The 12,771-nt window shown below is 45.1% G+C and carries 12 protein-coding genes; 7 read left to right on the top strand and 5 right to left on the bottom strand.

Going from position 1 to position 12,771, the window contains the following annotated elements; genetic code table 11:
• Window positions 1–13: 13 nt before the first annotated feature.
• Entirely contained in the window at window positions 14–982 is a 969-nt protein-coding gene (locus tag KJS63_RS06985; RefSeq protein WP_213618504.1) for a LacI family DNA-binding transcriptional regulator, read from the bottom strand.
• Window positions 983–1,060: 78 nt separating this feature from the next.
• Complete coding sequence (locus KJS63_RS06980; RefSeq protein WP_213618503.1) at window positions 1,061–1,639, bottom strand: TetR/AcrR family transcriptional regulator; 579 nt, start codon at window positions 1,637–1,639, stop codon at window positions 1,061–1,063.
• Between the two features lie 169 nt (window positions 1,640–1,808).
• On the opposite strand from KJS63_RS06980, the gene KJS63_RS06975 reads away from it, so the two are divergent.
• Together KJS63_RS06975 and KJS63_RS06970 are read left to right on the top strand one after the other, a co-directional pair.
• Window positions 1,809–3,029: an MFS transporter gene (locus KJS63_RS06975; RefSeq protein WP_213618502.1), complete on the top strand. Its 1,221-nt coding sequence runs from the start codon at window positions 1,809–1,811 to the stop codon at window positions 3,027–3,029.
• A 195-nt stretch (window positions 3,030–3,224) separates the two neighbouring features.
• The gene (locus tag KJS63_RS06970; RefSeq protein WP_213618501.1) at window positions 3,225–3,845 is read left to right on the top strand and encodes a polysaccharide deacetylase family protein; all 621 of its coding nucleotides are present in this window, start codon (window positions 3,225–3,227) and stop codon (window positions 3,843–3,845) included.
• A 114-nt stretch (window positions 3,846–3,959) separates the two neighbouring features.
• Here the strand turns inward: KJS63_RS06970 and KJS63_RS06965 are convergent, their stop codons facing one another.
• Window positions 3,960–4,943, bottom strand: coding sequence for an iron-hydroxamate ABC transporter substrate-binding protein (locus KJS63_RS06965; protein ID WP_213618500.1), 984 nt, complete (start codon window positions 4,941–4,943; stop codon window positions 3,960–3,962).
• A gap of 132 nt (window positions 4,944–5,075) precedes the next feature.
• On the bottom strand, window positions 5,076–6,791 hold the full coding sequence (locus KJS63_RS06960; RefSeq protein ID WP_244862522.1) for a helix-turn-helix domain-containing protein: 1,716 nt from the start codon (window positions 6,789–6,791) through the stop codon (window positions 5,076–5,078).
• A gap of 142 nt (window positions 6,792–6,933) precedes the next feature.
• Between KJS63_RS06960 and KJS63_RS06955 the strand changes: the two genes are divergently transcribed.
• The 4 genes from KJS63_RS06955 to KJS63_RS06940 all read left to right on the top strand — a co-directional run bounded on the left by KJS63_RS06955 (window position 6,934) and on the right by KJS63_RS06940 (window position 10,360).
• Window positions 6,934–7,332, top strand: a complete 399-nt coding sequence (locus KJS63_RS06955) for a VOC family protein (protein WP_244862521.1) — start codon at window positions 6,934–6,936, stop codon at window positions 7,330–7,332.
• A gap of 75 nt (window positions 7,333–7,407) precedes the next feature.
• On the top strand, window positions 7,408–7,902 hold the full coding sequence (locus tag KJS63_RS06950) for a DinB family protein (RefSeq protein WP_213618499.1): 495 nt from the start codon (window positions 7,408–7,410) through the stop codon (window positions 7,900–7,902).
• A 408-nt stretch (window positions 7,903–8,310) separates the two neighbouring features.
• Window positions 8,311–8,688, top strand: a complete 378-nt coding sequence (locus KJS63_RS06945; RefSeq protein WP_213618498.1) for a BlaI/MecI/CopY family transcriptional regulator — start codon at window positions 8,311–8,313, stop codon at window positions 8,686–8,688.
• 1 nt (window position 8,689) lies between these two features.
• Complete coding sequence (locus tag KJS63_RS06940) at window positions 8,690–10,360, top strand: M56 family metallopeptidase (RefSeq protein WP_213618497.1); 1,671 nt, start codon at window positions 8,690–8,692, stop codon at window positions 10,358–10,360.
• 61 nt (window positions 10,361–10,421) lie between these two features.
• Here KJS63_RS06940 and KJS63_RS06935 read toward each other — a convergent pair whose 3' ends face one another.
• Window positions 10,422–11,444, bottom strand: a complete 1,023-nt coding sequence (locus tag KJS63_RS06935; RefSeq protein ID WP_244862520.1) for an SGNH/GDSL hydrolase family protein — start codon at window positions 11,442–11,444, stop codon at window positions 10,422–10,424.
• Between the two features lie 261 nt (window positions 11,445–11,705).
• Here KJS63_RS06935 and KJS63_RS06930 point away from each other — a divergent pair, with 261 nt between their 5' ends.
• Window positions 11,706–12,767, top strand: a complete 1,062-nt coding sequence (locus tag KJS63_RS06930; RefSeq protein ID WP_213618496.1) for a GntR family transcriptional regulator — start codon at window positions 11,706–11,708, stop codon at window positions 12,765–12,767.
• The last annotated feature ends 4 nt before the right edge of the window (window positions 12,768–12,771 follow it).

Below are 12,771 nucleotides of genomic sequence, written 5' to 3'. Positions count from 1 at the left end.
TGACTCAAAAAAATTAAGTGGTTTCACCCTGTCTAAAGATTATGGGGAGATGATAGGTTTCTCTTTCTAGGGTTTGACCCTCAATTTTTCTAAATAAAAGCCTTACTGACGTTCGAGCCATCTCCTCTACAGGTTGTCTAATAGTTGAAAGAATAGGGTGAAAATAAGGGTGATCTTGTATACCATCATAACCGATCACCTTCACATCCTCTGGAACACGTATACCGAGCTTGCTCGCTCTATCTATATATTCGGCAGCAAACATATCGGTAATCGCAAAAACCCCGTCTACATCGCGATGAAGAGCAAAGAAGTTATTGTAATAGGTGTCTTTATCTTCTACAGGGTCCGGCATTTCATATATGACATGCTCTATTCCCATAGTCTTCGCCTCGTGTACAAACCCCTCTCTTCGGTTCATGGTTTCACTAAACACAGAAGTGATGCTACCCATGAAGGCCGGTTTGCTTGCTCCCGCTTTAACGAGCTCTCTAAGAGCCAGGCGACCTCCTTCGAAGTTATCTGAAGTTACACATGTTATGGATTTGCTAAAATGACGGTCAATGCTTATGATCGGAATCTCGGTAGTTACGCTGTTCTCAATATCGTTGTAAGTTATCCCTAGTATTCCGGCGACCTTATTTTGCCTGAGCATATCCAGGTAGTAGAATTCTTTCTCCGGCTTGCCACCACTGTTGCATAACATCAACTTATATCCCTCTCGGTCTAGTTCATCTTCAATGTAGTAGGCTAATTCGGAGAAAAATGGATTCCATATACTTGGAAGCATAAGAGCAACCATTTTAGACTTCTGCATCTTGAAATTTCTTGCCACTTCGTTAGGAATGTAGTTAAGTTGTTCGATAGCAGCTTTCACTTTACTGCGTGTTTCAGGTTTAACCGCACCCGTGTTATTGATCACACGGGAAACTGTTCCTACACCCACACCCGCCAACATTGCTACATCTTTAATGCTCGACATATTGACCACCATCCAAGTATCTATATGGCTATACTATCACCAGATTGGAAACGTTTCAAGTTCTTTTTGAAATCGGTTTCAAGTCAATTGGATACCTTTAAAAACATGGGTAACGATCTGCTCTACATAGCTGTCGTTAATCGGGTCACCCGTTACTAACAAGCGGTAGAATATCGGCCCGTAAATGAGATCCGTGCATAATGCCATATCAACATTCTTCTCCAACTCTCCACGCTGAAGCGCTCTAGTCATAATATCCCGGACCTCAAGCCGCCGGGGCTGAATATAACGTGTCCGAAATGCCTCAGCGAGTGCAGGATCAACCTGCCCCTCACCTATAATCTCCAGAAAAATAGAGCCCTCACGGCTTACCATAAACCTGGCCATATTCGTGGCATGTTCCAGAATATCCTGAAATACCGAACCTGTATCCGGTACAGGCAATCTTGCTGCCGCAGCGGATAGGAATCCGTCCATGACCACGGCGGCCTTGTTGGGCCACCATTTATAAATAGTGGCTTTGCTTACCTGAGCACGTTCAGCGATTTTTTCTACCGTTACCGCTCCAAAGCCGCTTTCCAGCAATAATTCATAAGAAGCGGACAGAATGGAGCTTTGCGTTTCCATATTACGCGGACGGCCTCTTTTCCCCTGCATATGAATTCCTCCTTTGTTTGTCTTCGTTTCATCACTATATAAACTATACGTTTAGTATACAAAAAATGAAATTCGAAAAAAAGCCTATTTACAAAACGATACGTTCAGTATATTATTTAAATCAAGAAATACAAAACTAAACGTTCAGTATTTAATGAGGAGGATATTTATGTTAAAAGAACAAGGTAAACAAGTCAGCTCTATCTCCAGTTGGATGATGTTTCTGCTTGCAGCCGCATGCGGTCTTATTGTTGCCAATCTGTATTACGCCCAAACTCTGGTGGGGCCTATCCGTGATGCAACGGGTCTTACTTCCTCAACCGCAGGATTCATCGTCACAGTGACCCAAATCGGTTATGTAGCCGGCCTGCTGTTCATCGTACCGCTAAGCGACATCGTTGAGAACCGGCGTCTTACAATCGTCATGTTAATCATAGCCATTGGCGCATTGTTAACTGCCGCATTCTCACCCAGTGCATCGTTGTTTTTGACCGCATCTCTTTTTATTGGAATTGGTTCTGTAGTGGCCCAGATTCTAGTGCCGTTCGCCGCCTATCTATCATCCGAGAATCAACGCGGCCGTGTGGTCGGTAACGTGATGAGCGGACTCCTGCTCGGAATTATGTTCGCCCGGCCGTTGGCAAGTTTTATTACCAGTCTTTGGGGCTGGAGAGCTATATTTATTCTGTCTGCCATTGTGATCACTTTACTAACTATATTGCTGTCCTTTGCACTTCCCGAACGTAAGCCACTCCCCACAGTACGTTACGGCAAACTAATTCTCTCTTTAGGCACTATATTACGACAAACGCCGGCATTACGGCGCCGCGCACTGTATCAAGCTTTCTTATTTGGAGCCTTCAGTTTGTTTTGGACTGTCGTGCCTCTACACTTAGCTGATAATTTCGGAATGTCTCAAATCGGTATTGCTTGGTTTGCGCTGGTTGGCGTGGGTGGGGCAGTAGCTGCGCCAATTGCCGGAAGATTAGCGGATAAAGGCTGGAGTAAAATGCTAACGGGGGCCGCCATGATTGTTGCTGTATTGTCCTTTCTGCTCATCCATTTGTTCCAAAGCTCGTCAACCCCTGCTCTGATTCTTCTCTTTGTATCGGCAATTACGCTCGATATGGCAGTGTCTGGGAATCTGGTGACCAGCCAGCGTGTGATATATTCACTGGGAAGTGAAGCACGGGGACGACTGAATGGACTTTTCATGGCCATCTTCTTCTTAGGCGGTGCTATCGGTTCATCTTTGGGGGGCTGGTCTTATACCCAGGGAGGCTGGAATCTCACATCCCTTATTGGAACCATCCTGCCACTTCTAGCTCTGCTATATTTCCTTACCGAGCGAAGATCAAGCAAAAAAGACCGTTCCATTTTGGCAAGTTAAGGGAACAAGGCTGCCAGGAAAGAGATCACGTCCTGAGGACGTGCAGATTGTCGAGAAACCCACGTCATGAGACAGTAGGTTTCTCTTTTTTCATGAGTAGTAGAGGAGTTCCTCCCTGCTCCATCGAAATGTAATAATGTGGTTCTATTTGGTAAAAAGAGATGTTTAATAAACATATAAGGAGTGGTTACCACTGTGCTTAAACTCCTCAAACAAGTTCTTAGGCATACGGACTATGATAAACGGGAAGTAGCCTTGACTTTTGATGATGGCCCCCATGCTTTATATACGGAGAAAATTCTGGATATACTTGGCGAATATGATATAAAAGCAACGTTTTTTTTGCTAGGTGAGCATGTAAGGGATTATCCGGACATAGCCAAACGAATTGTTGCTGAAGGTCATACAGTTGGTAACCACACCTATTCTCATCCCAACTTGACAACGTTAACACATGAGGAAATACATGATGAATTAACAAGAACGGAACAAGAAATTATATTGGCGACAGGTATTCGTCCTAAATTGTTCCGCCCCCCTTATGGAGAGTTTAACGAATTGGTATTACAGGTTGCTGGGGAGATGAATTATAAAACTGTCTATTGGTCACAGGATACAAATAGAAGTCTTGATACTAAAGACTGGGCTGGTCCGATTGCTGAAGAAATTCTGCAGCACATTAAGAACAATATTTGTAGCGGAGGAATAGTTTTAATGCATGATGGCGGGGGTGATCGAACTCAAACCACAATAGCTCTGGCACCTATCATCGAATTTCTGCAAAACGAGAACTTTACATTAGTCCCATTGCATTAAAGCTTATATCTAAGTGCACAGGTAAAAGGTGCAGCCTTCTCCTCTTACATAAGAAAACTGCACCTGTTTTTTTACGATATTATTGTCTTATTAAAGCAGGCTATACCAGTTAAATTAACGGCCAAGAAAGCTCTTCACAAAGAAATTCAACTGATATTCCATACTGAGCGGATCATTGAAGTAAAACGCCTTTGCATTCGCCTCGAATACATGCTGGTTTTTGACGGCAGGAAGATTCTTATAGATTTGAGTATTCTGGAACGAGTTATCTTCCTCGGCATTTTTGCTAAAAATAACATAGTCCCCCATGTAATCCTTCAGCACCTCTGTGGATAAGGCAAAGTAGCCATCCTTTTTCGTGGTCTGTTTCACTTTTTCAGGCATCTTCAGTCCAAACTGCTGATACAAAATTTCAGTTCCCCGTCCGAAGTTCTCACCATAAACATAAAGCTGTTTGTTGAACGTCTCAATTACCGAAACCGTTGCATTTTCACCGATCTTGGCTTTGATTTCCTTCCCGATCTTCTTCGTACGGGCATCAAAATCGTCCACCCAAGCCTTCGCTTCTTTCTCTTTGTTCACCAATTTCCCAATTTCCAACTGCTGGGTCAGGAAATCCACCTTGCCGTATGTATACAGCACTGTTGGAGCAATTTGCTTGAACTTGTCAACATTCTTAATATCGGAAAGCCCCACAATAAGATCGGGCCGCAGCTCAATAATCTTCTCCAGGCTTTCATCCGAAACCGCCTCTACATCAGCCAGCTTGTCGGCAAAGTTCGGATTCTCCTTAGACATTTCGTCCACCCCAACCAGAGGGATGCCAAGCGCCATCAAGTTGCCTGTCAAGAACCGGGTTAAGACAACGACACGCTGCGGATGGGTCGGAACCTCTACAGGCCCGCTTTCCGATTGATAGGTAAATGTCCCCGTCTCCGAAGCACCTGCGGCCGGCTTAGATGCCGAATTTCCGGCTTCAGTTCCGGATGTTCCCGCTGATGAGCCGCTGACTGTATCGGATTTGTTAGATTTGCTCCCCCCACAAGCACTTAACAGCAATACTAACATTAGAACAAACAGAATCCACAACTTTTTCATTCCCAGACTCTCTCCCTTTTCATTACGAGGTTTTCATTCAATTGATCATGAAAATCATTCTCAATTACTTCCCTAATTATATGAATACCTCCCACAGTGAACCATGCCTTTTTGTTTGGAAAAGAGCTTGGACTATTGATTGCCTGTCCATAAAACAACCGCCCGCTCAAGCTGCAGCCGAATCGAAACCGGGTTATAAGGGATCCATTCATCCATAACCAGATGATGGACACCGCCTCCCTGAACGGCACGATGGTTCTTCCACCCGAGTGAAGCAAACACTCTCTCGGAATGTGCCGTGGAGCCCAGTTCATCCGGAAATACGATGACCAGTATCCGGTCTGCCTCATAGTCTTCCAAATCGGACAGCTGGATGCCTATCGAATGGAATTGCTCCCCGTGCTTGTCTATTTCCTGGGCAATTCTGACCGGCGGCCGTAGTCCCAGAGACCGGTACATGACATAACCTGCATTCCGTGCTCCATATACCCTTATCTCCTCTGGCTTGATAATCAGAAGCATAATCACCTCATTAGCAAATTTACTTTGTTGAACCAGTATACGGGCGCTTTCTTCCTCTTGTTCAAAATCCGCCAGCCATTGCTCAGCTTGATCACTTCTCTGAATGTAATGAGCAAGGAGACGAAATTGCTCCTTCCATCCTATTTCCATCCACGGAATATGGACTATGGGTGCTGATAACCGCAGGCGCTCAGGGCTTAGCCCCAGATGTCTCATATGCATGTCTGCGGCAAAAACCACTTCGATCCCGTTGACATCCAGTACCGAATTTATCTGTTCAACCGTACAGCCCGTATTAACATAAACAGCTGTCTGCAGTGGCTTCAGATCTGCTGATTGGACATATTCGCTGGTTTCAGAAATGATGACGGCTGGCTCCAAGCCAAGCAGCGTCAAGTGAGCAGCATAAGGAGCAAGCAGCACAGCCACCCGCTGGATGGACTTCCCGTTATAACTGGAAGGCGTCTCTCCCGTCTGCTGCTTGAAACGGCGGCTGAGATAAAATTCATCCTTGTACCCTACCTTTTGTGCGATCTCCCTAAGCGTGCTGTGCCTGTCAAGCAGCAGTTCCTTAGCCCGGTGAACACGCAGACGAAACAAGTACTCTGTGGGTGAGCAGCCAGTTAGCTGCTTGAACAGAATGGAGTAGTGCGAACTGCTCACCCCCGCGATTTGGGCTAGCTGCTCCCGCGTGATCTTTTCGTGAAAGTTATTTTCCAAATATGTAATACTGCGCTCCATGGAGGACTGCTCGTCTGCAACAGGTTTGGCATCCATCCTCTCCAGCAGGATAAGGAGAAGCTGATGAAACAAAATCTGATTCTGCACATGACGAACTTCCCCTTCAGGCATACGATGCCTGTAAAGCTTCTCCGCAAGGGCCGCAATCTCAGATTCATAGGAGAAAAAATGGATTTGAGCATTCGAACTGATTCCGCTTTTTTGAATTAATACCTCTTCAGGAAAGGATCTGATCTGTTCTAGGGTATGGATGGTCAGCTTATAGGCATGAAGGGGATTCAGATGATTGGCAGCCAGCTCTGCTTCCTCATGTGCAGGAAGAAGAACAGCACTCCCTTTCATAAGCTCGTACCTCTGATCCCGGCAGGTAAGAACTGCGCTGCCACCAGCAACTACAATCAGCACCGCAGCATTCTCCTTAATCCGGTAACCTGGTTGATTCGTGGTGCTGTAGAGCGATTCGATGCTCTCCAGCGTATATAATGGAAAATGGGACACTGTCCATTCCGATACAGGGTTGGTATTCATTATAGCTCCTCCGTATTCATCAAGGTCGCGCCTCGCGAGACGTTTATATTCTCGCATCTCCTATGCCCCCTGTCCACGGTGTTTCCATTTTAGGGAAGTTTCTTCATGTACTGTGTCATCTCACAGATTCGTTCTCTGCAGTGGCAGTATATTACATCAATGGATAATATGCTAAACTCAAATTGGAGGTGATAACATAATGAAAGTAAAACTGGAAGGACTTACACTGCTAGCTGACGATGTTGCGCGTTTGGCCCGATTTTACGAGGAAGTCTTGGGATTTACTATTGTTATAGAGGAGGAGCATTACGTAGAATTCGACAATTCAGGAGTGAGATTGGCCATTTGCTCTAAATCATTAATGGCAGACAACACCAACGGCTATGCTTCTTTCAAGGAAAGCCGAAAAGGGCAGGCCGTCGAGCTGAATTTCCAATGTGATTCGCCAGATCAAGTATACGCCTTGTACGATGAATTCGTTTCGAAGGGAGCCATGGATGTCACAGCACCACAGATCAAGTCATGGGGGCATACGACTGGCTTCTTCGGTGATCCCGAGGGAAATGTTCATTCTATTTTTGTAGTAAATCCTACATAAATTTGCAGACAGGACCAAACTTTCCACTGTGCCGGAACTTGCAGTATGCTTGACCTTAAGAAGGGAGAGGATTTTATGGTTAAACAACTGATCATCGGCGACGCAGCGAATGAACTGAGCACTACGCGCCGCATTCTGGAACGCTTGCCTGAGGAGCATATGTCGTGGAAGCCGCATGACAAATCCATGACGCTTGGTGGGCTGGCTACGCATCTGGTCAACCTGCTCAACTGGCAAATCGCAATTTTTGAGTACCCGGAGCTTGATCTATCAACCATTCCGCAGCGGCGGGAGGCTTTGGAAAGACGGGCTGACATTCTGGAAGAATTCGACGCGAACGTTGGCAAGTTTGAAAAGCTGCTCGCCGAATGTGATGAAACAGCACTCGGTAAGGAATGGACTCTGCGCCACGGCAGCCATATCATCCTCCGCGCACCGCGGGCACTCGCGCTCCGCACCTTCGGATTAAGCCACATGGTCCACCACCGGGCACAGCTAGGGGTATACTTGCGGCTTCTCGATATTCCGGTGCCCAGTATGTACGGTCCATCGGCCGACGAGCAGGCCTAATTACGGAGTTTCTTGACAATGTTCAAAATCTGCTTTTACACAGTTACCCATACTGGACATCATATCTAAAACCTATTTGGAATGATGTGGACTTTTCTGGAGATCCACTCTATTTTCGCCACACAAAGGCCTTACTGGTCGTTTGTGTGGCTTTTTTTGTATTCAAAAAAAAGGAGGAAACATGATGAATGCCGCATATGGGTTCTGGGATTGTTAACAGTAACCTTCGATCTAAACGTTCTATAATCAACCTCTTTAGATATCCACAAGACTGTCTTGGAACAACGTATCTCTAGCTCGAATTCATTTTAGACAATAGTAAAAAATGTTTCTGAACACTATTGATTATCATTTTAGGCAAGTGTAAAATAACAAATATAGACAACTGCCTAAAAGGAGATAATTTGAATGAGTAACTTTAAAAAACTGCCTGACACGGAATTTGAGATTATGAAGGTGGTGTGGGCGAACGAGCCGCCCATCACAACTAACATGATTATGGAAGCGCTAGGCCATGAGCGTGAATGGAAAGCACCAACTGTAATTTCACTGATGCTTAGGCTGGTGGAAAAGGGTTTTTTACGGACGGAGAAAAACGGCAAGGAACGCACCTATTTCCCGCTTGTAGACAAAGAGGACTATCTGAAGTTTGAAACAGGTAACTTTATGAAGCGTTATCATGAAAACTCATTTCTTAGCTTTGTCAATACCCTTTATGTCGGGAAGCAGCTTAACGATGCCGATATTGAAGAGCTGATGAAATGGGTAAAAGAACGGAGGATTTGATATGCGGGAATTTGTGACTGCATTGATAGAATGCTCTATTACCATGTCAGTGCTTGTATTGGGCTTCATTGCCGCTACCCCGTGGCTGTCAAAAAGATACTCTGCAAAATGGCTGTATTATACCTGGTTAGTACTAGTGATAGGTCTAATCATTCCATTCCGGGTTCATCCCGACACAGCATTTATTCAGATGAGTACCACGCCCGATTATACCCAGCCAATCCTACCAGGAAATGTGGCAAATATTGTCGATTCAACTATTCCAACCAATACACCATCCCAAGAGCTACCGGCAATTTTATGGTTTCAAATTGGTATATGCCTATGGGCTGCCGGGCTCTTTGCTTTTATAGTTTATCACGGATTAAAGCATTTCCGATTTCTTAGAATGGTAAGCCGATGGAGCGAACAGCCTGATAAGCACTTGAATGATACCTTACATAAGATTAAGACAGAAATGGGAATAACCACACCCGTTAAATTGCAGATATGTTCCTGTATCTCAAGCCCAATGATGATCGGTTTTATAAGACCTACAATTTTATTGCCGTGGTCTGATTTTTCAGCGGATGAAATGCCATATATTCTCAGACACGAATTGGTACACCTCAAACGTAAGGATTTGTGGTATAAGAGTCTGGTCCTTTTTGCAACCGCCGTTCACTGGTTTAATCCTGTAATGTATGTGATGGCAAGGGCTGTCTCGTCACAGTGCGAAATCTCATGTGATGCAGAGGTAGTAAGCAAAACTGATATTGGCACAAGACGACAATACAGTGAGGCCCTCATTGGAGTTATCAAAAATCAGTCAAGAAGGCAAACGGCCTTCTCAACAAATTTTTATGGAGGTAAGAAAGATATGAAGAACCGAATATTCTCCATTATGGATACAAGTAAGAAAAGAGCAGGTGTTCTTATTCTCTGCTTAGTTGTATTAGGCACGTTAGGTACCGGAGCAGCATTTGCAGTAAATGATGCAGGATCTGGAGCTTATTCCACCAGTACGCCTATATCCGCGCAGGAACAAGAAAAACTTAATCAGCAAACTAAAGAAGCTACTGCTAAGAATTATGCTGTTTATGAAAAATACGGATTGACTTATGACAATAAAACAGACAGTTTTTACTATAATAGTAAGCTGGTTCGGTATTTTTCAGATAAATTAGATGCAGATGGCACATACAATTCATTTACTCGTACAAATGGTGTCATGGATTTAAAAGCTGTCCGAAATGCCAACTATGAATTAACCGGAATTACACCTGTCAGCCAAGAAGAATATGACAAACACACGGAATCTCTGAAAAATGCACTGGCTTCAAATAAACAAGGGGCCGCCCAGGAAAACGGCTCTGTAAACAAAACAGGCGGCACAGCAAGCACCGTGGAAAATGAAACGGGTGATATTGTTAACGGTTCTACTGCGGCTTCCTCTGAAGGTGATCCCAACTATGTTGATAATTCCTTAAATGCTTATTTGGACTATGGCGTTTCTTATGATAAGGACAACAAGCAATGGGTATATGGTAACAAACCGATTCATTATCTTTATGACGAGGATCATACAACTTATGTGGACGAAAGCGATAGTACCGCGAAAAGTGGCGTATCCCTTGAAGTAGTCAGAAAGTCCAACGGTCAAATAGAAAAGTTAGTTGATATAACCAATTGAGAATCTATATACATTTCTCAACTTGCCAAAATGTGAAGCGAATGTCCTTATTGGATCGATTTCAGAACACGCATTCCGTAGCGATTGACGGGCGCTTAAGCAATTCCCAGCCGGTCTTGGCGGATATAAAAGAAGCAAGCTCCCAGCCCATTCGGTAATGCGTCTGATATCCGGGATGGTATCGTCCGCCCCATCCCTCCACCTCTGGATGGATCAAGCCTAGATCAACCACAAAAACCTTCCCGTTTCCACCTTGATTGAAATAGGACACCACCTTATTCACACTGTCAAGATAGTTGTTATTCATCGTTCCGACACAACAAAAGACATAAGGATCGTTATACTTCTCCAGGATATCGCGGATGAATCCAATATAAGCAGCAATATACTCCTCATCATCAATTGGCGTGGAATAATCGTTCTGGCCCAGATTAATGACGATTCCATCCGGGATATACCGGGAAAAGTCCCATGGCGCCGTCCCCTTGCCGAGCGTCCCGGAAAAGTGTTCGGGCAATCCCTGCCTGTTCCCTATCGCATCCTGCCAGACGCCAATCCCGCAAATGGCCATCGTATGATATTCCGCGTTCAACATTCTGGCGCTGATTCCAACATAAGACATGTACCCATCATCCAGATGCGGAGCTTCAGCGAGCTCATGCGGATGGCCGATCCCGGCTCCATCCGTGATAGAATCGCCAAAGTATTCAAGCCTGACGGGCTTTGCGGTTGGAGGGGCAAGGAAGCTTCCGCCGTCAGGCAGAGAAAATTGATGAAACACAACACTGCCGGTCAGAATCCCTGTACGCTTGTGAATCTCCAAAGTATGTTCACCATCCGGCAGCCCCTGTTCAATGATGTATTCATGAACCCCCTTCTTCAGATTGATCCAATTGCGGGCAACACCATCCAATACAATTTCAACGTAATCCTCACCGCCGGAATCCTCGGCCGTCATCGAGATGGCCGTACCCCGGAAGGCAACAAAAACGGCGCTGTTTACCCATCCGCATTTCGGATTTTCCTTCTCGGCGAGATCAAATCTCCCCATCAGCCTGGCATATTTGGCAAAGCTAAACTCCAAAGCAGCTCCTCCTCTCAACTTCTGTAAATAGAATCTTTGAATTCTGTTACATAAATAAAGTATACTTTAATTTGTAAATATTATATATTAATACTATCACCACCTATATATTAGGTCAACAAAACCATGAGTATTCTGTTATACTATTACATAAAGAATAGTTATCGGGTCATATCCTTGAGTCACCCTAAATATTAAAGTATACTTTAATTAATCAATTATAATGCCAGATACTGATTCAAGAGAAAGAGGAGAGTTTTTGTGAACGAGCCGAAGTACGAGACGGTAAAACAAGCGCTGCAGCAGCAGATCCATGCAGGCGAGCTTCGACCCGGCGATAAATTGCCGAGTGAAGAGGATCTGATGAAACAATTTCAGGTAAGCGGAATAACGATTCGAAAAGCGATGACGGAACTGGCCAATGAGGGTGTGATCACGAGAATTAAAAGAAAGGGCTCCTTTGTCAACGGAGCGACAGCCGCAGACCATTCGAGCCGTTTGATCGCATTCATTTTATCGGCAGAGGACAATTACGATGTCTCTTATCTGAAGATCATCAAGGGCGCGCAACAAGCCGCAGCCGAATTTGGTTACTCCTTGATCGTGGAATGGAGCAGCGAAAATTTGGCCGTTGAACAGGCCTCCATTCAGAAAATGCTGGACCGGAAGGTCGACGGCTTCCTGATTTATCCGTTCGATCCGATCCAAAGCAGGGATAACTTCCTGCTCATCGAACAAAACAATATCCCCTACCTATTGGTAGACCGCTACAATGTGGATCATCCGAGCCATTTTTCGGGCTGCAACAACTATGATGGGGCGATCCTGGCCACCCGGGAGCTGATCCGCCTGAAACACACCAAAATAAAATTCGCAAGCTACCATTTCTTCCTTCATTCCGAGCAGGAGCGGTTCGCAGGCTATTGCAGCGCTATGCGCCAGGCAGGACTCACGGTAACCGACGATCATTTGTTGACCCACATGGATTATGATGCATTGGCTGACAGCGTGATAAAGCGGGATGTCACCGCTTTGTTCTGTTCCAACGACAAGCTCGCCATTGAAATGATCGAGCAGTTGACCAGCCGGGACATTAAAGTCCCACAGGATGTTTCCATCATCGGATTTGACGATTGGGATCATGCTGGCAATCTATCGATCGGATTATCCACCGTTCGGCAAGATTTCGAAGAAATCGGCAGAAACGCCGCGAATTTACTGAACCAGGTTATTCAGGGCAGTACCCATGGTGGCAGCACAAAAATATTGTCTGGGGTTTCATTGGTGCTCCGGGATTCTACATGTGAGAACCCTTACGCATAACTTC

Source organism: Paenibacillus sp. J22TS3 (assembly GCF_018403205.1).
Classification (GTDB): Bacteria; Bacillota; Bacilli; order Paenibacillales; family Paenibacillaceae; genus Fontibacillus; species Fontibacillus tuaregi.
The sequence above is the reverse complement of the archived record's forward strand: the minus strand, read 5'-3'. Positions and strand labels throughout refer to the sequence as shown.

Coding starts and splice junctions, on each gene's coding strand:
- KJS63_RS06955 (WP_244862521.1), top strand. CDS start 6,934: ATGAAAGTAAAACTGGAAGGACTTACACTGCTAGCTGACGATGTTGCG.
- KJS63_RS06960 (WP_244862522.1), bottom strand. CDS start 6,791: ATGCGAGAATATAAACGTCTCGCGAGGCGCGACCTTGATGAATACGGA.
- KJS63_RS06985 (WP_213618504.1), bottom strand. CDS start 982: ATGTCGAGCATTAAAGATGTAGCAATGTTGGCGGGTGTGGGTGTAGGA.
- KJS63_RS06975 (WP_213618502.1), top strand. CDS start 1,809: ATGTTAAAAGAACAAGGTAAACAAGTCAGCTCTATCTCCAGTTGGATG.
- KJS63_RS06965 (WP_213618500.1), bottom strand. CDS start 4,943: ATGAAAAAGTTGTGGATTCTGTTTGTTCTAATGTTAGTATTGCTGTTA.
- KJS63_RS06950 (WP_213618499.1), top strand. CDS start 7,408: ATGGTTAAACAACTGATCATCGGCGACGCAGCGAATGAACTGAGCACT.
- KJS63_RS06945 (WP_213618498.1), top strand. CDS start 8,311: ATGAGTAACTTTAAAAAACTGCCTGACACGGAATTTGAGATTATGAAG.
- KJS63_RS06980 (WP_213618503.1), bottom strand. CDS start 1,639: ATGCAGGGGAAAAGAGGCCGTCCGCGTAATATGGAAACGCAAAGCTCC.
- KJS63_RS06940 (WP_213618497.1), top strand. CDS start 8,690: ATGCGGGAATTTGTGACTGCATTGATAGAATGCTCTATTACCATGTCA.